Origin of the sequence: Halomonas sp. IOP_14, from assembly GCF_021021315.1 — a bacterium.
Lineage (GTDB): Bacteria > Pseudomonadota > Gammaproteobacteria > Pseudomonadales > Halomonadaceae > Vreelandella > Vreelandella titanicae.
Map to the genome: position 1 here is coordinate 229,577 of NZ_JAINWD010000003.1, position 22,361 is coordinate 251,937.

General features: G+C 54.1%; 19 protein-coding genes. 8 read left to right on the forward strand and 11 right to left on the reverse strand.

Translation table 11 applies throughout. The annotated features are described in order from the left end of the window. Nucleotides 1-83: 83 nt before the first annotated feature. Genes K7H09_RS04135 through K7H09_RS04145 form a run of 3 tightly spaced genes read left to right on the forward strand, consistent with a single transcriptional unit; the run spans nt 84 to nt 2,852 of the window. A complete protein-coding gene (locus tag K7H09_RS04135) occupies nt 84-779 on the forward strand; it encodes a response regulator (protein WP_009287363.1) in 696 nt (231 codons plus the stop codon). Nucleotides 780-793: 14 nt separating this feature from the next. Further along, complete coding sequence (locus tag K7H09_RS04140) at nt 794-1,480, forward strand: response regulator transcription factor (RefSeq protein ID WP_009287364.1); 687 nt, start codon at nt 794-796, stop codon at nt 1,478-1,480. Then, complete coding sequence (locus K7H09_RS04145) at nt 1,473-2,852, forward strand: sensor histidine kinase (protein WP_009287365.1); 1,380 nt, start codon at nt 1,473-1,475, stop codon at nt 2,850-2,852. Before K7H09_RS04140 ends, K7H09_RS04145 begins: the two co-directional genes overlap by 8 nt. Here the strand turns inward: K7H09_RS04145 and K7H09_RS04150 are convergent. The 4 genes from K7H09_RS04150 to K7H09_RS04165 all read right to left on the reverse strand — a co-directional run bounded on the left by K7H09_RS04150 (nt 2,845) and on the right by K7H09_RS04165 (nt 6,955). Then, nucleotides 2,845-3,855 carry an AbrB family transcriptional regulator gene (locus K7H09_RS04150; protein ID WP_039859385.1) on the reverse strand — a complete coding sequence of 337 codons (1,011 nt, stop codon included), beginning with the start codon at nt 3,853-3,855 and terminating at the stop codon, nt 2,845-2,847. The genes K7H09_RS04145 and K7H09_RS04150 overlap by 8 nt on opposite strands. Nucleotides 3,856-3,876: 21 nt before the next feature. Further along, nucleotides 3,877-5,385: a tripartite tricarboxylate transporter permease gene (locus tag K7H09_RS04155; RefSeq protein ID WP_009287367.1), complete on the reverse strand. Its 1,509-nt coding sequence runs from the start codon at nt 5,383-5,385 to the stop codon at nt 3,877-3,879. A gap of 9 nt (nt 5,386-5,394) precedes the next feature. Continuing rightward, a complete protein-coding gene (locus tag K7H09_RS04160) occupies nt 5,395-5,844 on the reverse strand; it encodes a tripartite tricarboxylate transporter TctB family protein (protein ID WP_027958069.1) in 450 nt (149 codons plus the stop codon). A gap of 97 nt (nt 5,845-5,941) precedes the next feature. Beyond that, the gene (locus tag K7H09_RS04165; RefSeq protein ID WP_141440736.1) at nt 5,942-6,955 is read right to left on the reverse strand and encodes a Bug family tripartite tricarboxylate transporter substrate binding protein; all 1,014 of its coding nucleotides are present in this window, start codon (nt 6,953-6,955) and stop codon (nt 5,942-5,944) included. A gap of 366 nt (nt 6,956-7,321) precedes the next feature. Between K7H09_RS04165 and K7H09_RS04170 the strand changes: the two genes are divergently transcribed. Then, nucleotides 7,322-7,822 carry a hypothetical protein gene (locus tag K7H09_RS04170; protein WP_039859386.1) on the forward strand — a complete coding sequence of 167 codons (501 nt, stop codon included), beginning with the start codon at nt 7,322-7,324 and terminating at the stop codon, nt 7,820-7,822. Between the two features lie 13 nt (nt 7,823-7,835). On the opposite strand, the gene K7H09_RS04175 is transcribed toward K7H09_RS04170, so the two are convergent. Next, a complete protein-coding gene (locus K7H09_RS04175; protein WP_230803729.1) occupies nt 7,836-8,786 on the reverse strand; it encodes an alpha/beta hydrolase in 951 nt (316 codons plus the stop codon). Nucleotides 8,787-8,935: 149 nt separating this feature from the next. Here K7H09_RS04175 and K7H09_RS04180 point away from each other — a divergent pair, with 149 nt between their 5' ends. From K7H09_RS04180 to dauA, 3 genes are all read left to right on the forward strand, one after another. Continuing rightward, nucleotides 8,936-9,358: a hypothetical protein gene (locus tag K7H09_RS04180; RefSeq protein WP_041158850.1), complete on the forward strand. Its 423-nt coding sequence runs from the start codon at nt 8,936-8,938 to the stop codon at nt 9,356-9,358. 203 nt (nt 9,359-9,561) lie between these two features. Next, the gene (gene betT / locus K7H09_RS04185) at nt 9,562-11,610 is read left to right on the forward strand and encodes a choline BCCT transporter BetT (protein ID WP_009287370.1); all 2,049 of its coding nucleotides are present in this window, start codon (nt 9,562-9,564) and stop codon (nt 11,608-11,610) included. A gap of 151 nt (nt 11,611-11,761) precedes the next feature. Further along, complete coding sequence (dauA, locus tag K7H09_RS04190; RefSeq protein WP_141440735.1) at nt 11,762-13,510, forward strand: C4-dicarboxylic acid transporter DauA; 1,749 nt, start codon at nt 11,762-11,764, stop codon at nt 13,508-13,510. Nucleotides 13,511-13,586: 76 nt separating this feature from the next. On the opposite strand, the gene adhP is transcribed toward dauA, so the two are convergent. Together adhP and exaC are read right to left on the reverse strand one after the other, a co-directional pair. Next, on the reverse strand, nt 13,587-14,615 hold the full coding sequence (gene adhP / locus K7H09_RS04195; RefSeq protein ID WP_009287372.1) for an alcohol dehydrogenase AdhP: 1,029 nt from the start codon (nt 14,613-14,615) through the stop codon (nt 13,587-13,589). Between the two features lie 138 nt (nt 14,616-14,753). Beyond that, the gene (gene exaC, locus K7H09_RS04200; protein ID WP_027958074.1) at nt 14,754-16,274 is read right to left on the reverse strand and encodes an acetaldehyde dehydrogenase ExaC; all 1,521 of its coding nucleotides are present in this window, start codon (nt 16,272-16,274) and stop codon (nt 14,754-14,756) included. A gap of 116 nt (nt 16,275-16,390) precedes the next feature. Between exaC and K7H09_RS04205 the strand changes: the two genes are divergently transcribed. Then, nucleotides 16,391-17,068 (forward strand): response regulator, encoded by a 678-nt coding sequence (locus K7H09_RS04205; RefSeq protein ID WP_022522294.1) that lies wholly within the window; start codon nt 16,391-16,393, stop codon nt 17,066-17,068. Here the strand turns inward: K7H09_RS04205 and K7H09_RS04210 are convergent. Genes K7H09_RS04210 through K7H09_RS04225 form a run of 4 tightly spaced genes read right to left on the reverse strand, consistent with a single transcriptional unit; the run spans nt 17,065 to nt 22,290 of the window. Next, entirely contained in the window at nt 17,065-18,441 is a 1,377-nt protein-coding gene (locus K7H09_RS04210) for a hybrid sensor histidine kinase/response regulator (RefSeq protein ID WP_022522293.1), read from the reverse strand. The two genes, K7H09_RS04205 and K7H09_RS04210, sit on opposite strands and share 4 nt — an antisense overlap. Then, nucleotides 18,410-19,576 (reverse strand): nitric oxide-sensing protein NosP, encoded by a 1,167-nt coding sequence (gene nosP / locus K7H09_RS04215; RefSeq protein ID WP_141440734.1) that lies wholly within the window; start codon nt 19,574-19,576, stop codon nt 18,410-18,412. The genes K7H09_RS04210 and nosP overlap by 32 nt, the downstream gene beginning before the upstream one ends. Then, the gene (locus K7H09_RS04220; RefSeq protein ID WP_041158854.1) at nt 19,557-21,803 is read right to left on the reverse strand and encodes a hybrid sensor histidine kinase/response regulator; all 2,247 of its coding nucleotides are present in this window, start codon (nt 21,801-21,803) and stop codon (nt 19,557-19,559) included. The genes nosP and K7H09_RS04220 overlap by 20 nt, the downstream gene beginning before the upstream one ends. Continuing rightward, nucleotides 21,793-22,290 carry a molybdopterin-dependent oxidoreductase gene (locus tag K7H09_RS04225; protein ID WP_051052028.1) on the reverse strand — a complete coding sequence of 166 codons (498 nt, stop codon included), beginning with the start codon at nt 22,288-22,290 and terminating at the stop codon, nt 21,793-21,795. Before K7H09_RS04225 ends, K7H09_RS04220 begins: the two co-directional genes overlap by 11 nt. Nucleotides 22,291-22,361: the final 71 nt, after the last annotated feature.

The following is a 22,361-nucleotide window of genomic DNA, read 5'->3' on the forward strand; positions in this document are numbered from 1 at the left end:
TCCGGGATTAGTGTCACCAAAACTGATAGTACAAGAACCGTTACGCCCTGCTTTTACGTTCACTGTTAAGCGAGTCTACCGCTATGTCTGATGCTGCCTCTTTACTGATTGTTGAGGATGAACCGAAGATTGCCCGCCTAATGACGGACTACTTAACCACTCATGGTTTTGAGGTGACGACCTTAGGCCATGGCGATGAGGTAATGCCGTGGCTGGAGCAACACTCCCCCGCTTTGGTGCTGCTCGATATCATGCTACCAGGCAAAGATGGCCTCACCCTAAGCCGGGAAATTCGTCAAAAGTGGCCGACCATTGCGATCATTATGGTCACCGCCAAGGTAGAAGAGGTGGATCGCTTGCTGGGGCTAGAGCTGGGTGCCGATGACTACATCTGCAAGCCATTCAGCCCCCGGGAAGTAGTCGCCCGGGTGAAGGCGGTGCTGCGCCGCAGCCAAGCAGTCGCCGATGCCCCAACCAAGGTGCAAAACGCCCCCGTGGTATTAAACGAAGACGGCTGGCAAGCGCTCGCCCACGGGCAGGATTTAGGCCTAACGGCGGTGGAGTTTCAACTGCTGCGGGTGATGATGCAGGCGCCAGGACGTATCTTCAGCCGCGAACAGCTGATGGATCACATGTATCGCGACAACCGCATCGTCTCGGAGCGCACCGTAGACAGCCACATCAAAAAGCTGCGCAAGAAGATCCACGAAGCGCTTCCGGAGCTGGAGATCATCCGTTCTGTCTATGGCGTAGGGTATAAGTACCAGCCGGAGGGATAACAACAGGACTGCTTATGAAGGCGCTTGTAGTAGAAGACAACGTTAATTTAGCCAACTCTATTGCAGCCACACTTAGCGAGGCTGCCTTTAGCATTGATGTCGCCGACGATGGCAGAAAAGCACTCCATATGCTTGAACAGGGCGGATACGACCTGTTGGTGTTGGATCTTGGCCTGCCTGAATTGGATGGCATCTCCCTACTACGCACATTACGCCACCAGCAGGATACGATCCCTGTCTTGATTATTTCGGCACGCGACAGCCTGGATCAGCGCATACATGGTCTTGAAGTGGGCGCAGACGACTATCTATGCAAGCCTTTTTCGTTGGAAGAAGTTACTGCACGTGCCCGTGCGTTAGTGCGGCGTGCCAAGCACTTTGGCGGAGAAACGCTGCAGTGTGGGCGCTTAGAGTTTTTACCTGATGCCATGGAGCTTCGGCTTGATGGCAAACCCTTGCTGTTGCATCGCCGCGAGTTAGAAGTCATGGAGTACCTGCTGATAAACCAAAATCGCCTCGTTAATAAGGATCAAATTATCGACCGACTATCTACCTCCGATGAGTCGGTCAGCTACGCCGCAGTGGAAACTTACATCTCCCGGATTCGTAAAAAAATTGGCTACGATTTCGGCTTAAAAACGGTACGCGGCCTGGGCTATTACCTGGAATCTAAAGAAGTGAAAGCCCCTGATTATGAATAAACGCCAATCGATCCGCAGTCGGCTGCTTTTATGGATTGGACTGCCTTTCACCGCCCTCGCGATCTTGGCATTGATCTCTAGTCACCTGCTGCTGTCTCGCCAAATTAATGCCACCTTTGATGACCTGCTACTTAATGCAGCTCAGAGACTGGAGCGTCGAATTTACACAGCGGATGGTGAGCTACGCATCAATATGCACTATTTCAGCATCAGTACACTTGGCAGCAGAGGTGAAGGAAAAATTTTCTATCGCATTAAAGAAAATGACGGAGACATAATCGCAGGCTTTAGCGGTTTGACAGATCCACCCCAAACGTCGCATGAGCCAATTTTTTATGATGTAGATTATGCGGGCAATGCTTTAAGAGCTGTTGCGCTCACCCTTCCGTTCCGGCGCGGAGGCGAACCGGTAGACATTGAAGTCGTCGTCGCCGAATCAAAGGAAGCCCGCCACACCCTTACCAACGACTTCATGATAACGCTCACAGGATTAATGGTCGTTACAGGATTACTAGCAATTTCAATTGCACTTTTAGCCATTCACCTTGGGTTAGCACCTCTTAACGCGGTTAGCCAAGCCTTGCGACAACGTTCACCGAATGACTTGCATGCATTGGATGATGCAGCCCCAAAAGAGATCCTGCCGCTAATCCAGAGTATTAATCATTTAATGCAGCGTATGCGGCGCAGTATTGAAAGCACTCAGCAGCTCAATGCTGATGTCTCGCATCAGCTTAGAACACCGGTCTCAGAGATTCGCGCTTTAACGGAAATGTCGCTTAAAGACCCCTCGCAATCACCCGCTCATACTAGCCTGCGAGAGATTCAACGCATCGCTGAACATGCCAGTCATACCGTTAAGCAACTGCTTAAATACGCCAAGACACGCAGCGAATTAGTCGATACGTCTCATCTCGAAAGTGTCGATTTAATCGCCATTTGCCATGATGCCTGTGCCCAGACTGCCCCTAATATTTATAAACAAAGCCAAGAACTCGCCTTTGATCAACATAAAGCAATACCTAACATTTTGGGCGACCCCATTATGCTGCGCTGGTTGGTGACCAATCTCATCGAAAATGCCAGCGTGCATGCGGGTGGCAGCATGGCCTATAGAGGCGTTATAACCGTTGCACTAACGGCTGACACGCGCCAAGTAACGTTAACGGTTAGCGATGAGGGTACCGGCGTGGAGGAAGCGCAGCTTTCCAAATTGACGGAGCGCTTTTTCCGCCACAACAAACATACGCCTGGAAGCGGATTAGGGCTGGCCATTGTGGAACAAATTGCAACGACGCACTCTGCCCGACTGGCGTTAACGAATCGGCCCCAGGGCGGCTTTGAGGTCACGGTGACTTTCCCCGCTATTTAAGCGGCTGATTGACTATCCGCAGCATTAGCGGGGTCATAAAGATCAATAGCAGTAGGCGCAGTATGTGGTGAGAAACAACATAGACTGGGTCGATACCCATCACCATGGCGATCACCGCCATTTCTCCTACTCCACCAGGAATTAACGCAAGCAGGACGGCAACGAAGGCTAGCTGAGTAAAACTTGAAACCAACCATGCCATTAGCGCCGCTACCACCAACGCAAATAGGGCAAATGTAATCCCATAGCGCCCCATGCTGACTACCTGCGACCACTGAGTTCCTGAAAAACGCGAGCCTACAGAAGCCCCCAGCACCAGAAATGCAGCAAGCACTACCCCAGTCGGCAGGGAGTAATCAAATCCAAGGTTAGCAATAATGGCCCCTGCGGCCATGGGCCCTAAAAACTCAGGCAGGGGAATTCTTAACAAGCGCGCTAACCACCAACATAGTGGTGCCAATAACAGAGGCAAGATATCGACTAAGGCTAGCGCTGATGGCGAACTGGCAAGCGCCACATCATCAACAAAAAAACTCGCCACGAAAGCCGCACCCGAGACCACGGTGACTAAGCGTAGTGAGTGAGAGATGGCGATCCAACGTAAATCTCCATTTGCACGTTCAGCCAGCACCAGCGCTGAATTCATACTCCCTGGGTACGAGCAAAAAATAGCATTCATCCGCCCTACTCTTGCTCGGTTAAAAATCCAGAACCCGCCGATCAACATTAGTCCCATATAAACCAGCATTGCCAGCACACTGGGGTACCACAAAACCAATCCTACGAGCTCATCTGCTTGGATTCGACTCCCGATAAATAGCCCTAGCAGTGCGATGGCGGTGCGGTGTACGCGCTTATCGACACCTGTTTTCACCCCCATCAGTGATAAGCCCATCACCATAAACAGAGACCCAAGCATCCAAGCCAAGGGCAATGAAAAAAGGGTGGCAAACCAGCCACCCATAAAACCCAAGCCAACGGTAATGACAGTTCTTTTCAACATTTCAAATTCTGAATTCAGGAATCATAGCTGAGCAGCCTCTTGACGCGCTTTAAGCCGCTTCATTACAGGCTGGCTAAATAGTGAGATCAGCAGTAAGGCAAAAATAGCCAGCGTTACTGGGCGCTCAAAAACGTACGTAATGTCGCCACCACTGATTTGATAGGAGTGAAGTAGTGATTTTTCAGCCAACGATCCTAATAGCATGCCGATCACGGCAGCGGGTACGGAGTAGCCGTAGTGGCGAAATATCCAACCGATCACCGCAAACACCAGCACCGTAGCGGGCCCAGTCATATTGCCGGTTAGCCCGAAGGATCCCATTACCGCCAGCACCAACACAGAAGGAATCAAGTAGCGCATGGGCACTTTGACGATATTGGCCAAGAGAGGAATAAACAGTAAGCCGATGATCACCAGTAGAAACACCTGGGCAAAGTTAGCGAAGATAATCGCGTAAACCACATCCGTTTGCTGGCGAATAAACTGCGGGCCGCCAGTGATGTTATGCATAGCAAAAGCCGCTAACATTACTGCTGTAGCGCCACCGCCGGGAATTCCTAGTGCCAGCAGTGTTGCCATCGAGCCCCCTTCGGAGCTGCTGTTAGCCGCCTCAGATGCCACGACCCCTTTCGGATTGCCCTTCCCAAATGAATCGGGATCCCGGTCACGGCGCTTAGTTTCTATGTAAGAGAGCAGGTTAGACACGGATGAGCCCACACCAGGAACCGCCCCGACCAACACCCCGATCAAACCACCCCGAATCATCACAACAGGGTAGCGCATCGCCATTCTGCAACCTTCGAAGATCTCGCTCACCTTGACCTTACGGGCATCGGCGGATTCAACGATGAAGCCCTTGTTGGCCAGCTTAAATAGCTCAGAGGCCGCAAACATACCCATCATGGCAGGGATAACAGGCACGCCGTCCAACAGGTAAGTCTGCCCCATCGTACCGCGTGCCAAGCCGATTTCGCTAAACCCAATCGTCCCGACTAACAGGCCAACAAACCCTGCAATCAAGCCTTTAAGCACCTGTTCGCCTTTTAAGCTCGCGATCAGCGTCATCCCCCAGAGAATCACTACAAACATCTCTGCTGGCCCCAATCTCAGCACCATGTAGGAAAGCGGTTGTATCATAAAGAACAGCACCACGTAGCCCATCAGCGCGCCAATCACCGAGGAGGCTAACGCGACGCCTAACGCCTGGTTATGCTGCCCCTTCCGCGCCATGGGGTAACCATCAAACGCGGTAGCGATTGCCGAAGAGGTACCCGGAATATTCATCAGAATGGCTGGGATACCGGCACCAAATGAGCCGCCAGTAAAAATAGCGGTAAGGAACAACATGGCTTGAATAAAGTCCATGTACATGGTCATTGGCAGGAAAATGGCCATAGCCATTGATATCTGCAGGCCTGGCGTTGCGCCAAAAATAAGCCCGAGTACGATACCCGGCACTACCACCAACCAAGGGCCAAAATTAGAAAAAAGCAGATCAAAACTCTGCCCTACTGCGCCAAAATCAATCATGGTATCTCCTCAGCTTGGAAGCAGCAGCAGTGTCATCGGGTACGGCAGCATCTGCGAGAAAAAGAACGCGACACTCAGCCCAAAAACGACGCTATAGCCACCTACCAACAACCAATTGCGCTCCCCCTTAAGGATCAGGAAAAGCGCCAGAAACGCTACGGTGGCAATATCAAAGCCTATCGCTTCAAGCGACATTACATAGGCGGCGAAGAGGCCCACAACAGGTAATGTTTTATGCAGCGGTTCTTCTTCAGAGGAGCGAAACAGCGAGCCGTGTTTAATACGCAGGATCAACTCGAGTGCAATAATCGCTAACACGATAACGGCAAGTGGCAGTATAAGCAGCAGGTTTTGCGGTGTGGCGGATACGCGAATGGCATCTAATAAATACCATAGTGTAAAGCCAGCCAGACCCATGAGAACGATAAAGTCCCCATAGTCACGTTTACATTCAGACATGGTAAAACCCCATACTGGCCCCTCATTAATGTGAGGGGCCAGCTATCATGGAAGGATTCGTTCGGAAAAGCTGTTCGGAAAAACCTGGTCGTGAAAACTAGTTAAGCAGGTGAGCGTACTTTTCAAACACCTGATAGTTTTCGCGCATCAGCTCGTTGGAGCGCTCTGGGCCTACCCAAACGCCGCCCATTTCGTTGCGCTCGAGCTGCTCTTGAACATCTTTGCGGGCAAGCGCACTTTGAATAGCCGAGGAGATCTTCTCGAAACGCTCAGGATGCTGGCGCTCCATTTCACTGGTCACTGCAAAGCCGCGCATTGAGCCCTGAAGAACGGGCACCTCAAGATTCATCGGTGCCAGCGCTTCATTGATAGGGAGTGCATCCCACTGTTCAATGCGCTCATCACTTACGATCGCCAACGGGGTTAAGAACTCACGGATTCCCTCACTGCCCTGGGCACTAATAGAGACGAAATCCACCTGCCCACCCGCTACCGCTGAACGGGCTTCACCGCCGCTGTTATAGGTCACCAAGTTGAGGTTATCTTGGGGAATGCCTGCCTCATCAAGTAGCAAGCGCACCATTAAGTGACCAGCAGAACCTTGAACCACCGCGCCACGTACTTGACCCTTTTCTTCGCGAATCGCTTCAAGCAGGCTTGGCAGGTCTTCATAACCGCTGTCTTTATTTGCAGCGATTAGATCCAAATCAAACCACTGGAAGTTGATATAAGAAAAGTCGTCGACACTAAACTCTGCATCACCAGTAAGGATCGAGTTGGTTAAGTAGGGAGCAAACGTCGAGGCATAGACGGTATAACCATCATCAGGCACGTTAAGGACGTAATTAGAAGCAACCTGAGTGCCCGCACCGGGGCGATTAGTTACTTGTACCGGCACACCTAGCTCTTCGGAAATAGGCCCTGACATCATGCGGGTCATACGATCCGCACTTCCGCCGGTGCCAAAACCTACTACCATATTGAGCGGCCGAGAGGGAAAGTCGTCAGCTACAGCAGGAAGCGCCATTGATAAAGAGGCAATGGCGGCCGTTGCCCCTACCAATATCGATTTGATATTAAACGATAAGGAAGCACTGGAAGTGTTAAGCATAGCGTGGCTCTCTTTTTATAGGTTTGTTTGGTTTTCGACACAGATCTTACCTTGTGTGCTTAAGACGCTACCCCACGAAACTGTCACCAACCTTGCATAAAGTAAGAACGCAACTAAAGTCTAACCCCTGCTAACTACCTGCCGATTAAGAAACGTGATGCCTGCATCAATGGTCATGCAGCAATGATGGCTATCCCTATTGCACTGACTTCCAGGTCACCTGGGTGTTCCTTAGCGTAAGCTAAAGTATTGTCTCGGGCTGTCGATAACACTATTAGCCTGCTTTGAACCTATTTCTCTAAGCAAGCCTGTGTAGCCGCGGTCGCGCCTGCTTAAAATAGCCCTTAACACTAACGAGAGATTGCCATGACCATCTCTTTACCTACCGGGAGTGCTTCTTTAGACGCACATCCTTTACGTAGTGAGCCGTTAAATGCCGAGAAGGTAACAACTACACCGGTCACTTCTAACGCCGCCCAGGAAGAAGCCAACACCAGCATTCATTTGGATCTTTCGCCCGTGGCTAGAGGCATCGCCTCAGCTTCAGAAAAGGCTGGTAACACACAGGAAGCGAAGAACACCAAAATCGATGAAAGCGATCTCCCGCAGGAGATTAAAGAACTACTAAAGCGAATTGTTGAATATAGAGAAAAGTTAAAGGAGAAACAGCAGGAACTTGAAGAGGTTATGCGCGACAAGTCCCTAAACGATGAACAACGCCAAGCAAAACTCGACGCCCTGCAACAGGAAATCAGTAGCCTCAATAATTCGCTTCAAGAGGCTATGAGCCAACTAAGCAAACTCGTCACTCAGATGGATCTTGATGATGGCGCTGTTATCGAAATGATGTCATTGGCCATGTCTTGATGACGTATAACCGTTAAGGATTGACCTGCCGATTAAGAGACGCAATGCCTGCATCAATGGCGCCGCCACGGAATAGAAAGCTGGCGAAGTGGCCGCGCCAGCGCTGCAGATACAGCTCGCTCTCGATGTTATTGTCCTGCAGGGCTTGATAGAAGTCCGTGGCGTGATCCACCGGCACCAGTTGATCCCACTTGCCGTGGAACAGAAAAAATGGCGGCGTCTGCGGAGTAATTTGCCGTGCGGGAGAGGCTAGGCGATACGCTTCGTTTTCTTCAGCGCGGGTACCGCCGATAAAGTCGACGACTAAGCGTCCATCGTCAAACTTAAGCAAATCACTAGGTAGTCCTCCTGCCAATACTGCAGCCAAACGGCTCTGCTCACCGCCGTAAGGTTCAGCCAGCGGCCCCTCTACTCCCGCCACTGCCAGCAAACTCACTAAATGCGCCCCCGATGAAAACCCCACCCCGACAATACGGCTCGTATCCACCTGCCACCTATCGGCATTGGCGTGAATCCAGGCCATCGCCTGTTGCAAGTCGTACAGTTGGCTGGGGAAGCGATACTCCGGCGCAAAGCGGTGCTCAATATTAACCGCCACATAGCCTTGCCCTGCTAAGCGCTCAGCGATGCCCTGCATATCTTCCGGTGTGCGATTACGCCAGCCGCCTCCATGCACAACTAAGGCAGCAGGTCGCAACCCACCGAGCGAGTCGTCGGGTAGATAAACATCAGCTGTTAACGCCTGGGGCCACTCTTCGGGCGTATAAGTGGCAGGTGACAAGCGCGTAAAAGGCTGAGGTTCGCGCAGCGCATTGCTCTCAATCGCAGGCTCACCCTGGCTAACGTGTTGGGCAGCGCTACAAGCACTCAGCATTAAGGCAATGGCCCCCAGGCCAGTCACGCGGCGGAGAGAGGTAAACGCGCAACGCTGCTGCCATACGCGAAGTTGCTCGGTTCGCGACATGATGCTTCTCCTTGAAAAGTAGGTGACCCCTCACCTAGCGACTACGACCTGCAACAAGCCAATAAGATCATGATTGTTGCACACTATCTGCAAACGGTTTGCACGTCGCCTAGCGATACTGTCATCGTCAACTCATCAGGAGAGTACTTATGAACGTTTCAAGTGCTAGGAAAATGTCAATTCGCCAACTGTTCGCCCCCGCCCTGCTGGCTATCGCCATTGTTCCATTAGCGTTTACCGCTCAAGCAAATAGCCACGGTGACCATGAAGGGCAAGGCCCTGATCGCGAACGCATGGAAGAGCGCATGGAGGAGCGTCGCCAGGAAGTGTACGAGCGTGCAGATATCTCAGCAGAGAAACAGGCAGAGCTTAACGAAGCACACGCTGAACATCGCGAAGCCATGCAGGCACTGCGTGAAGAGCATCACGAACGGGTAGCTGAAATTCTCACAGAAGAAGAGCAGCAAGCACTGCGCAACGCCATGCAAGAAGCCCATGAAGAGTATCGTGGCAAGCACGGCAAACGTGGCCATCACGATGGTAATAGTGACGAAAACGCCGACAGCGAATAAACGCAGGCCAAGCCTCAAACCTTGATCCAACGCCCGGTTTTCCGGGCGTTTTTGTGTCTGCGCTTTCATCAGCACGCTGATAACTCCACGCTAATTCAACCCAAATAGGAAGGTTAACTTGAAGGGGGACACTTAATCGCGTATTTTATTTGAACGTTCATTCAAAATAAAAATTCATCTTTCAACAACAGGAGTCCGCCTGCATGGCGAAAGACAACCCCATCCTCCCCTCCCGCGACCGCCTCAATCCCGTGGTTTTCCACGGCAGTGTGGCGGGTATCGTTATCTTTTTAGTACTCACCATGCTGTTCACCGAGCAAGCCGGTGCTTTTTTTGATGCCGGGCTTGCCTGGGTCAGCAAAACCTTTGGCTGGTACTACATGCTGGCGATTGTTGCCTACCTGGTCTTTGTGGTTGCTATTGGCATGTCACGCTTTGGCAGTATTCGCCTAGGGCCCGATCACTCACGACCCGAGTTTTCGCTACTCTCCTGGTCAGCCATGCTGTTTGCCGCGGGTATCGGTATCGACCTGCTGTTTTTCAGCGTTGCCGAGCCAGTGGCCCATTATTTGGCACCGCCGGATTTAACCCCGGAGAGCCAGGCCGCAATGCGTAACGCCGTCGTTCAAACCTATCTGCACTGGGGGCTCTCCGGCTGGGGGCTGTACGTGTTGATGGGTATGGCGCTGGCCTACTTTAGCTACCGCCATCGCCTGCCGCTAGCGATCCGCAGTGCGCTCTACCCAATTCTAGGGAAGCGTATCCACGGCCCCATTGGCAACGCAGTGGACATTACCGCGGTTATTTCTACCGTGTTCGGCATTGCTACCAGCCTGGGTATCGGGGTGATGCAGCTCAACTACGGCCTCACCTATATGTTCGGCGTACCGGAAACGCTCACCGTGCAGGTGATTTTGATTGTCTTGGTGGTCGTACTGGCGACGATTTCTGTGGTGACCGGCGTTGAGAAAGGCATTCGCCGCCTCTCTGAGTTCAATATGCTGCTGGCATTGGCGCTGATGCTGTTTGTGCTCTTTTCAGGCGACACCCTGGTACTGCTGGATAAGGTGGTCAATAACGCCGGTGATTATCTATCCGGTTTTGTCGCTGCAAGCTTTGACACCTACGCCTTTGCCGATGAAGGCGCCCAAGAGTGGAAGATGTGGTGGACGATCTTCTTCTGGGGCTGGTGGATTGCCTGGACACCGTTTGTGGGTCTGTTCCTGGCACGTATCTCCCGCGGCCGCACCATTCGTGAATTTGTCGCAGGCGCCTTGTTTATTCCGCTGGCCTTTATGATGGTGTGGATGTCGGTATTTGGTAACAGCGGCATTGAGCTGGTGGCCAACCAGGGCGTTGTCGAACTGGGTGAACAGGCTCTTAACACCCCACAAACAACGCTCTACACGCTGCTTGAGTACTACCCCTATGTCGGCCTAACTGCGGCGGTTGTCACCGTGCTGGGTATCGTGTTCTTTATTACCTCAGCGGACTCCGGTGCACTGGTACTGGCCAACTTCACCTCTATTTTGAGCGACGTGAACCACGATGCGCCGGTGAAACTGCGTATTTTCTGGTCTGCGACGATAGGGTTGATCACCATAGCTCTGCTGATGGCCGGAGGCTTGAACGCACTACAGAGTGCCGTCGTTATAACCGCACTGCCCTTCTCAGTGGTGATTTTCGCGGTAATGGTGGGCATGTATAAAGCGCTGAAACTTGAAGGTAGCAAAGCCGATGCACGCCGCATGATTGCTGGTGGTGCCCCCGGTGGTGACTGGCGAGAGCGCCTGGATCGCGCCCTGGATACCTCTAATCGTGCGGGTGCCGCTGCGACGATCGAGCACTCCATTCGCCCAGCGATGACCCAGTTTGCTCAGGAGCTTGAAAGCCGTGGTCAAACCGCCAATGTGACCGAAGAGCATGTCGAGGGCGAGTCGCTACCGAACCTGACGCTCCAGGTCGACTTCGGTGACGCCACCAGCTTTGTCTACCAAGTGTGTCCGCACCGTATGCGCACACCAAGCTTCATCCCTGCCGATGATGACTTCTATGTACGTCTGGATGTCTACCTGGCGGAAGGTGGACAAGATAAAGACCTTAACGGTTATACCCGTGGTCAGGTGATTGGTGATTTGGTGGCTGAGTATGAGCGCCACTTACACTTCCTCACCTTGGCCGGTGAGCAGATGGGTCATGTTCAGGCAATGCCTGGCACCATCGGCGAACCGCCTGAAGACTCGCAGATATAAGTAAGCATCTGCGCTTAGCCTAAAAAAATCCCAGCCAAGCGGCTGGGATTTTTTGTGCGCGAACGACTCCGCGACTAACGACTTGTTGTGCAAATTTCACCGCAGGCGTAGCGTAATGGCTTGTTTTCCCTATTTTTAGGAGGCTGACTCTATGTCCCGTGTCCATCAATCTTCGGGATACGTTTTCCCGATGCCTGGCCGCGCGTTAGTAAACGCCTGGCGTGAAGGGTATACGCTGGCCAAATTCAAGCGGGATGTAATGGCGGGTCTGACGATTGGTGTGGTGGCGGTACCGCTCTCCATGGCGCTGGCCATCGCTACTGGCGTGCCACCTCAGCACGGGCTATACACTGCCATCGTGGCAGGCGCGGTGATCGCCTTGACCGGCGGTTCGCGGTTTAATATCTCTGGCCCTACCGCCGCCTTTGTGGTGATCCTATTCCCCATTGTGGCCAATCATGGTTTGGGCGGGCTGCTGATTGCTACCTTTATGGCAGGCGCCATTTTGGTCGCGCTGGGGCTGTCGCGGCTGGGCAGTCTGATTCAGTACGTCCCCTACCCGGTCATTCTTGGCTTCACAGCGGGCATTGGCGTCGTCATTGCGCTGCTGCAACTGCCCGATTTTCTCGGTTTGGCCGGGGTTGAGCTCGGCGATAGTACTCTGCGTAACCTCATGCTGATTGGTCGAGCACTGCCCACTCTGTCACTGGCTGAAATCAGCGTCGGGCTTGTGACCTTGGCAACGCTGTTAATCTGGCCCCGCCTGAATACGCCAGTTCCTGCCCCGCTGGTTGGCTTGGCGGTGGGCACCCTGGTTGCCGCCCTGCTGCTGGTGGGTGGTGTCGAGGTCGATACTATCGCCTCGCGCTTTAGCTGGGAGTATCAGGGCGAAAGCGGCAGTGGCATTCCTCCCTTCGCGCCTGGCTTTATCGCACCGTGGCATTTCCCTGGTGCCGATGGCACGCCGCTTGAGATCGACTTTGCGCTGATTCAGGCTCTGCTTGGCCCGGCACTGGCGATTGCACTGCTGGCGGCCATTGAGTCGCTACTGTGTGCCGTGGTAGCAGATGGCTTAACTCGCACCCGCCATGATCCTAATGCCGAGCTAATTGGCCAGGGGCTGGGCAATATGGTGGTGCCCTTCTTCGGCGGCATTACCGCCACGGCGGCCCTTGCCCGCACCGCGACCAATATCAAAAGCGGTGCCTTTTCACCTATCGCTGCGGTGGTGCACTCAGTCGTAGTGCTACTTGCCGTGGTCGTGCTCGCGGGAGTACTGGGATATGTACCCATGGCCGCTCTGGCTGCCCTGCTCTTCATCATTGCCTGGAACATGAGCGAGGCGCACCACTTTATGCATACGCTGAAAAGCGCCCCCGCCAGCGATGTTTGGGTGTTGGTGATCTGTTTCGTACTCACGGTTGTTTTCGACATGGTGGTTGCCGTGGCCGTGGGTATTGGCCTAGCCGCCGCGCTGTTTATTCGCCGAATGGCACAGCTGACTCATACCCAACGCTTGGCGGCGCCCAACACCAGCGAACACTTCCCGCCGGAAGTAGCCCTTTATAAGATAAGCGGACCGCTGTTTTTTGGCGCAGCAGAAAAGGCCATTGCCACACTCAGAGTGATTGACCACAGCGTAAAAATCGTCGTTCTGGATATGCGCGATGTACCCAGCCTGGATACCACCGCCATGGTGGCGCTGGATACGCTGCGACGCGAGCTGGGCGAGCATGGGGTGGGGGTAATATTTGTAGGGTTGTCACCGCGCATGGCGCTGAAACTCAAACGCGCGGGCATTAAGCGCGAAGCAGGTAAGTTAGCGGTTGTCAGTAACCTTGCCCACGCAGAGCGAATGGCGCGCCGTTGGTTGGGCCAACAGGGGAACGGCGGGGATTAAATCGTGCCTGAGCAGTGACACTGCCGAAATTAAAAAGGGGAGTTGCCTCCCCCTGAGATACGACACTAGAACGATGTCAGCTCGCCATATCCAACACGATACGACCCTCGATTTTGCCGTCGATCATGCGCTGGAAGACATCGTTGATATTGTCCAGCGTATCGGTTGCGACCGTGGCCTTAACCTTGCCTTCGGCAGCGAAATCCAGCGCTTCCTGCAGATCGCTGCGCGTACCAACGATAGAGCCACGTATGGTAATGCCATTGAGCACTGTGCTAAAGATTGGCAGCGGGAAGTCGCCGGGTGGTAGGCCATTGAGCACCAGTGTTCCGCCGCGGCGTAGCATATTCTGCGCTTGATCAAACGCCTTCGGCGACACCGCTGTCACCAAGGCCCCGTGAGCACCACCAATGGTTTTCTTCAGGTACGCCGCTGGGTCGGTTTTCATGGCGTTAACGGTTACCGTGGCGCCTAAACGCTCAGCCAGGGCTAGCTTACCGTCATCGATATCGACAGCCGCCACGTTCAGCCCCATCGCTTTGGCGTACTGCACCGCCATATGGCCAAGCCCACCTATCCCCGAAATCACCACCCACTGACCGGGGCGGGTATCGGTCATTTTCAAGCCTTTATAAACCGTTACACCGGCACACAGCACCGGGGCTATTTCGATAAAATCAACGGCATCCGGCAAGCGCCCTACATAGCCTGCATCCGCTAAGGTGTAGTCCGCGAACCCGCCGTTAACGCTGTAGCCGGTATTCTGCTGGGACTCGCACAGCGTCTCCCAACCGCCTAAACAGTGCTCGCAGTAGCCGCAGGCCGAGTAGAGCCAGGGCACACCAATACGATCACCCTCTTTGACATGGGTGACACCTGCACCCACCGCCACGATATGCCCAACGCCTTCATGGCCGGGAATAAACGGTGGCGAGGGTTTCACCGGCCAATCGCCGTGGGCGGCGTGTAAATCGGTATGGCAAACCCCAGAGGCCGCCACTTTCATCAACACTTCGCCCTGCTTGGGGCGAGGTACATCAACTTCTTCTATGACCAACGGCTGGCCAAACTCACGAACGACCGCCGCGCGCATTGTGCTATCCATGATGCAACTCCTAATAGTTTTCGATACGGCAGTTTAAGCACTGCTCTTATCAGTAGAGTCAGCGTCAGGGGACTGACAATTACCGCCCGGCTGATGCCGGACGGTGTGGGTTAGCTATACATAGAAAAACGTGGCGGGTTAGAAGAAGCCCAGCGGATTGATGTCGTAGCTGACCAGCAGGTTTTTGGTTTGCTGGTAGTGCTCAAGCGCCACCTTGTGAGTTTCACGGCCAACGCCGGATTTTTTATAGCCACCGAAGGCCGCATGGGCGGGATACTGGTGGTAGCAGTTGGTCCATACACGTCCGGCTTGAATGCCTCGGCCCATGCGGAAGGCGACGTTGATATCGCGGCTCCACACGCCTGCGCCCAAACCAAACTCGGTGTCGTTGGCAATCGCCAACGCTTCTTCTTCATCCTTGAAGGTAGTGACTGCCACCACCGGGCCAAAGATTTCTTCCTGGAAGACGCGCATCTGATTGTTACCCTTCAGCAGCGTGGGCTGGATGTAGTAACCATCGTTGATGCTGTCGTCCATGGTCTCTTTATTACCGCCGGTGAGGAATTCCGCGCCTTCATCTCGGGCGATATCCATATAGGACATGATTTTATCGAACTGCTCTTGAGAGGCCTGAGCCCCCACCTGCACGTCGGTATCCAGTGGATTGCCGCGTTTGATGGTTTTGGTACGCTCGATGACCTTGGCCATGAACTCCTCGTACATGCTCTCTTGGATCAGCGCACGTGACGGGCAAGTACACACTTCACCCTGGTTAAAGAACGCCAGCACCAAGCCTTCGACTGCTTTATCAATAAAGGTCGGTTCGGCGTTCATGATGTCGGCAAAGTAGATGTTGGGGGATTTGCCGCCTAGCTCCACGGTAGAGGGAATGATGTTTTCCGCCGCGCATTTCAAGATATGCGAGCCAACAGGGGTAGAGCCGGTAAAGGCGATCTTGGCAATGCGCTTGCTGCTTGCCAACGCCTGCCCTGCCTCGGCGCCAAAGCCATTGACGATATTAAGGACGCCCGGAGGTAGCAGGTCGCCAATCAATTCGACGACTTTTAATATCGATGCTGGGGTTTGCTCGGCAGGTTTGAGCACCACGCAGTTACCCGCCGCCAGTGCAGGCGCCAGCTTCCAAACCGCCATTAGAATCGGGAAGTTCCAGGGGATAATCTGGCCCACTACGCCAAGCGGCTCGTGGAAGTGATAAGAAACCGTGTTGGCATCGATATCCGCCGCCGTGCCTTCCTGCGAGCGTATGCAGCCGGCAAAGTAGCGGAAGTGGTCAACCGCCAGCGGCAGATCGGCGTTCAGTGTTTCACGCACGGCTTTGCCGTTGTCCCAGGTTTCGGCAACGGCAAGCATTTCCAGGTTCTGTTCAATGCGGTCAGCGATTTTCAGCAGGATATTGCTGCGCTCTTGGGCGGATGTTTTCCCCCAGGCAGGTGCCGCTTTGTGGGCCGCATCCAGCGCTTTATCGATATCCTCTGCCGTTGAGCGGGGGATTTCGCAGAAGACATGGCCATTGACGGGGCTGATATTATCGAAGTATTGGCCTTTCACCGGGGCCACAAATTCACCGCCGATATAGTTGCCATAGCGTTTTTCAAATGACACCACAGAACCGGTATCACCAGGGTTGGCGTAGATCATTGTATTGCTCCTGAGTATTATGATTATTAAAGGTGCATTGACAGTGTTGTTCACTAAAGCAAATGGCGATATAGCCCGATGGCAGGATTAGCCCTCATCCCTTGGTAGGAGACGCCATGTATTCCCTGTTGGTGGCGGATGACCATCCGCTGTTCCGAGACGCGCTACAAACCGTGATTAGCGGGGGCTTGGCAGGCAGCCTGCTATTGGAAGCAGAGAGCCTTGCTGATGCAATAACGCTGATTGAAGCGCAAACAGAGCTAGATCTATTGCTGCTGGATTTAAGCCTTCCGGATGCGGAAGGCTTAGAGGGGCTGACAGCACTGCGAGAGGCATTTCCCTGGTTGCCGGTGGCGATTGTTTCTGCACATCAAGAGCGCCAGCTGGTACTCGATGCCATTACCCTCGGCGCGGTGGGCTATATTCCCAAATCCACACCCCGGGAAGCGCTGCTGGCGGCGTTAACGCAGATTCTTGAAGGCCAGCTCTACCTGCCGCCCGATATCATGCGTCGCCCAGCACCGCGCACTTCTGCGGTGCCACCCATTGCAAATGCTTCATCGACCAGCGAGCGGTTGGCGCGTTTAACCGATAAGCAGTTAGAGGTGTTGGCGTGCATGACGACAGGCATGTCGAACAAGCATATTGCCCGGGAGTTGTTGATTGCCGAAACGACCGTCAAAACCCATGTCTCGGCAATTCTGCGCAAGCTGAATGCCACGAGCCGGGTTCACGCCATTGTTATCGCAGGCGAGGAAGATCTAAGCTTTCACCGGGCCAACCGCACGCGTTAGGCTTTATTGAGCAGTGTGGCTAGCAGCATGCGCAGCCGCAGGGGCTTTAACGGTTTGAGCAGGCAGTACATGCCCGCTTCGCGGGTTGCGCGCTTAATCTCCGCCTCGTGATTGGCAGTAATCACCACCGCTGCCAAGCCTGGATAACGGCGCTGCAGTCGCGCGGCCAACTCAATGCCGGTTTCGCGGTGATCGCCCAAATGATAATCCACCAGCAATACTGACGGTCGCTCACCGTCGCTGGCAGCCTCTAACGCACTCACCGTGGCAGCGGCGCGCACTCGGCACCCCCAACTGCCTAGCAGCGCCTGCATACCTTCTATAATCGCCAGGTCATCATCAATCACCCAAATGACACAGCCGCTTAGCGGATCCTCTGCAACGTCAGGCAGCGGCGTATAATGAGTGCTCGCCACTGCAGGCGGCGCGGCCGTCGCGTAGGGTACGGTGATCGAAAATAGCGCACCCGCGCCAGGGCTAGAGGCGAGCGAGATCGGTTGTCCCAGCATGGCGCTGATCCGGTCAACGATGGCTAGACCCAACCCCAAACCGCGGCTGTGGGAGCTATTGGGCTGATTAGCGCGGCGAAACTCCAGAAAGATCGCTTCCCGCTGCTGCTCAGGGATCCCGGGGCCGGTATCGCCCACCATAATTTCCAGGCCATCTCGTCTCCGCCGACAGCCCAGCAGCACGCGCCCCTGCTCGGTATAGCGCACCGCGTTGCTTAAGAAGTTGCGGATCACTCGCGCCAGCAACGCTAGATCCGACTCGACCACCGCACTGGAAGGCACGTAGTGCAGTGTCAGCCCCCGCACCCCGGCCACTTGGCGATACTCCTCTGCCAGCGCATCTAGCAGCGTGCTCACCGCGAAGGGCGCTTTATCGGCGTGGAGTACGCCTGCGTCCAAACGCGAGATATCCACTAGCGTTCCTATCAAGCCTTCAACATCTTTCAGCGAACGGCCAATATGGCCGACCAGAGCTTGTGAGGTATCAGGAAGCGAGTGGGTTTCTAACGCACTGGCAAACAGCCGGGCGGCATTGAGTGGCTGAAGCAAATCGTGACTGACCGCCGCCAGAAATTTCGTTTTGGAGAGGTTAGCGGCTTCGGCTTCGGCTTTCGCGGCCAGTAGGCGCGTATTGACCTGGCTCAGTTCGTCTAAGGTGCGGTGCAGCGCATCAGTGCGCTCACGCACCTGTTCGGCAAGTAACACTGAGCGTTCAAACGCGGCATAGGGCGCGGGGTCGGCACCGCTTCCCGTTTCCACCCGCTCCATCAGCGCTTGGCACACTTTACGCAAGCGACGGTTCTCTTCCCGCAGCGCCGCGACATCCGCCGCGTCAGTGTTTGTGGTTAGTTGGAAGAGATCCAAACGCCACCCCCGTAAACGTTTGATTCACATGCATACCATGATGCTGTTCACCGTACGTATTGAACCCCACTACGCCTGCCTGGCGCAGCAACTGCGATGCCTGATCCAACTGTTGTAACGCCTCGAGCTCCATCCTGCGTAGAAAACAGTCGCAGCCAATAATCATGCTCGGCGCGCCTAGGCGGGCACCTACTCCAGCAAGCATCACGCTGAGATTATCCAGTAGCGGCGTGGGCTGCATGGCGGTCAGTACAATGCCGTTTTCCACCGCGCAGTAAAAGCTCAAACTACTGTCGCTATTAACACGCTGAATAGAGCGCACGTAGTGCTGGCCGCCGATGCGTACGGCTAATGGATGACGGGCAAAAATGCCAGCGTTGAGCTGCGCAGGCGCACTACCTACCAGTTCGGCATATACCTGGGCGGCAGGCAACCCGTTGAGTTCTATCACCCGCCGCTGTTCGCGGTCAGCCTCGGTCACTACGAGTTTGTGGGCCAATGGTATTAAGTGGTGGGTTGAAAATACTTCAAAAGGCAGCCGAGTGTTGATCATCACCACCACTGCTGCACGGGTATAAAAGCGCCCAGCGGTATACACATGGGTATGGCTAAGGTGATTGTCGTCACCCGCCGAGCCGCCAAAACTGGGGATACGGCCTAGGGCGGCATCTAAGGTAGCGAGCACCTGCTCTTCACGGCTGGATAAGCCATCCAATAGCGTCAGCGCAAAGCTGTGTTCGTTAATCGGCGCGATGGTTTGTTGGCGGCACTGCTCCAACAGCGTATCGACCAGCGGTTGAGCGTTGGCTAGTTCAAAATGCTCCAGGTCGTCGATCAGCGCCGTTTCAATGGCAAACAGTCGGCGATCAAACCCAATCGCCACGATGGAACCGCGGTCATAGCCTCCAGGGGTTATTTCCCCAGCCGTCGTACAGCCACTTAGCGGCATGGTGGGAAAACTACTTTCCAGCGCGTCTGCTAGGGCAGCTAAATCATACTCCGCGCTGCAGAAGAACAGCACGAACCCCAAGTGTTCGTGCTGTAAAGCGTCGGCTAACTCCGCCGCTGCCTGGCAAGCATTAGCCTGCTGACTGGCCGCAGTAAGAATACCCTGCTCAACCTGATAAGTGGTCACGGCACCACCTCTCTAGTGCGGCATATGTATGCGCCGCTGCAAGTCTTAACGCGCAGAACGCATCATCAAGCTGCTTAGATGTCGCATGTTGCGTTTCAGCTAATTTTTCAAGCTGCTTCGCCAATTCGGCAAGCTGGTCGGCGCCCATACTCAATGACTCGCCGCGCAGTTGGTGGGCAAGCCGCTCAACCTGCTGTGTCTGCTCTGACGTTAGGGGAGTAGCGGCCAAACACGCAGCCAACTGAGCGGAGTAATCGCTTACTTGCTGATGATATAGCATGATCAGTTGTGTAACGCTCGCCTCCCCTAGCGTCGTTTTCAGCATGCCAAGGGTATCGCTGTTAAGGAGTGATTGCTGCTTGGTTAACGGAGGAGAGACCGCTAATGCCTGTAAAGGCGTTGCGTCTGGGGTTGCAAAAAGTTGTAATGCCAACACGTTACTTAACGCCGCAAGCGACAGTGGCTTAGTGATGTAATCATCCATGCCCGCCGCCAGGCAGCGTTTACGGTCATCTTCAGCCCCCCCGGCCGTCATGGCAACAATCGGCACACTGGCCAGCCAGCCACCCTGTTCCCGCAAACGCTGGGTGACTGCCAGGCCATCCATATCGGGCAGTTGAATATCCATAAAGATCAAATGCACTTGTTGGGATTCGGCCATGGCCAAGGCATCATGGCCGTTCTCGGCCCAGACGACATCGCAACCTAAGCGCGCCAACAAGCCCATCGCGACTTTGCGATTAACGGCATTGTCCTCTACCAGCAGCAGTGTTGTGCCGGTAAAGTCCCGTTTGGGGGATGGGGGCAGCGTACTGGATACGGGGTCGGCGGCGATCAAGGGCAACTCACACCAGAAAGTGCTACCTTGGCCTAATTGGCTTTTTACCCCTAATCGCCCTTGCATGGCTTCGCTTAACCGTTTGCAAATTGCCAGCCCTAGCCCGGTACCCCCAAATCGACGTGCCACCGATTCATCCGCTTGCTGAAAAGGCTCAAATAGACGCTGCTGTTGCTGTTCGCTTAGACCACAGCCCGTATCACTGACCTCAAACAGTAACTGCTCCACCGTCGAAGAGACTCGTACGCTGACATCACCGTGATCAGTGAATTTAATCGCATTGGCAATTAGGTTAAGCAAAATTTGCCTCAGCCGACCTGCATCGACAAGCACCCAGGCAGGCACCAGTGCATCGACATTGACCGATAGCGTTAACCCTTTCATTTTTGCTCGGGGCGCAAATAGCACGACAACACTATCGACCAGCGGCTTGAGTTCCGTAGGCGATGTTTCAAGGGTTAAGTGCCCTGCTTCGATTTTTGAGAAATCGAGAATTTCATTGATCATCGCCAGCAATTGGTTGGCGCTGTCGTGGATCGTATGAGCGTAATCTTCTACCTGAGCGGGGCTGGCGGATTCACGCAGCAGCTCACTCATGCCGATAACACCGTTCAGCGGCGTGCGAATTTCATGGCTGACCATGGCTAAAAAGTCTGACTTTGCCTGATTCGCCGCCTGAGCCTGTTTGGCGGTGACTTCCAACTGCCGACCAAGCTGCTCCTGGCTCCGCCTTATCGCCGCACTCTCACGCATTTCACGCACCAAAAAAGCAATCACCAGAAACGCCGCTAAGCTCATGCCAATAATCAGGCTCATCAGCAACTTGTAAAGCAGGCTGAGCTGGGCACGCTCCTCCGTCGCCGATTCGGCTAAATAGCCGTTAATAGCAATAACCAGGCGTTCAGTCAGTTGCGTTAGTACCTGTAGCTCATCTTCCAGCGCTGCTATCGGCAGTTGATCAAACACGCCGTAGGGTTCGAATATGATATCCAGCACATCAAGCTGCTGCTGAATTTCTTCCAGTAGCTCACGGGCGGTATCGATCTGCTGCAACAAGTTGCTGACTTCGCCGTCGTTAAGCAGCGTTATACGGCTATAAAGTAGCTCAAAGCGAAGATTTAGCTCCTCGTGAGCCGTCGGAGTTATCGGCTCGCGGGTTGCCGCCAATAAATGATTAAGTAGCTGTACCGCATCACGATCCAGCTTATAAACAACCCAGGCGGTATCTTCCCTCAGGCTTTGGGTTAGATTTTCCTGCCGCCAAGCGGCCAAGGTAGCGACGACCAACGCCGCAGCGAACAGTAACACCGCGACAATGGCAACGAGCTTAAAACGGCGAGGATAACGCAGTAGGTTGGAAGCCTGCGCACTAGGAGCGCTAGAGAACATTAATATGCATAACCTGCCATACCGCTCTAAAGCGGATTTTTTCGCTTAACAGCACTTCATCTTGATCAAAGGGGTAGAGCACCCACAAAGGGCCATATTCGCGAATCGGAATCGCCTCACCGTTTTTTTCGATGGCTAAGATGACATCGTGCTCAATAAAATCACTGACCGGTATTTCGGCTTCGTAACCGTTCAGCGCGGAAACGTGAACCGCATCACTGTCGGAGCTTAATAGCGCCAAAAGATCACGCATTAAAGGGCCACTATAGTGGCTTCGGCCCTCTGTCCACGGCGTGCTGGTATCAAATTCATACTGTGGTAAAGCCGCTAACATGGCCCGGTCAAACTGCGCTTCACTCCCCACATTGGTAAGGTCTATGTTACCACTGACGGTCAAAATAACGGGCCCGTTAGGCACGTCTAGTTCATCGACTGAATCAGCAAGCCCCACCAGGGGAGCGCTGAACATCAGCACGGCCCACCCCATTAACCACGCTTTCACAGTAAACACCTCACGCAAGGTTGCCCGCTGGTTATAGCTCCCAGGAACAATAAAAG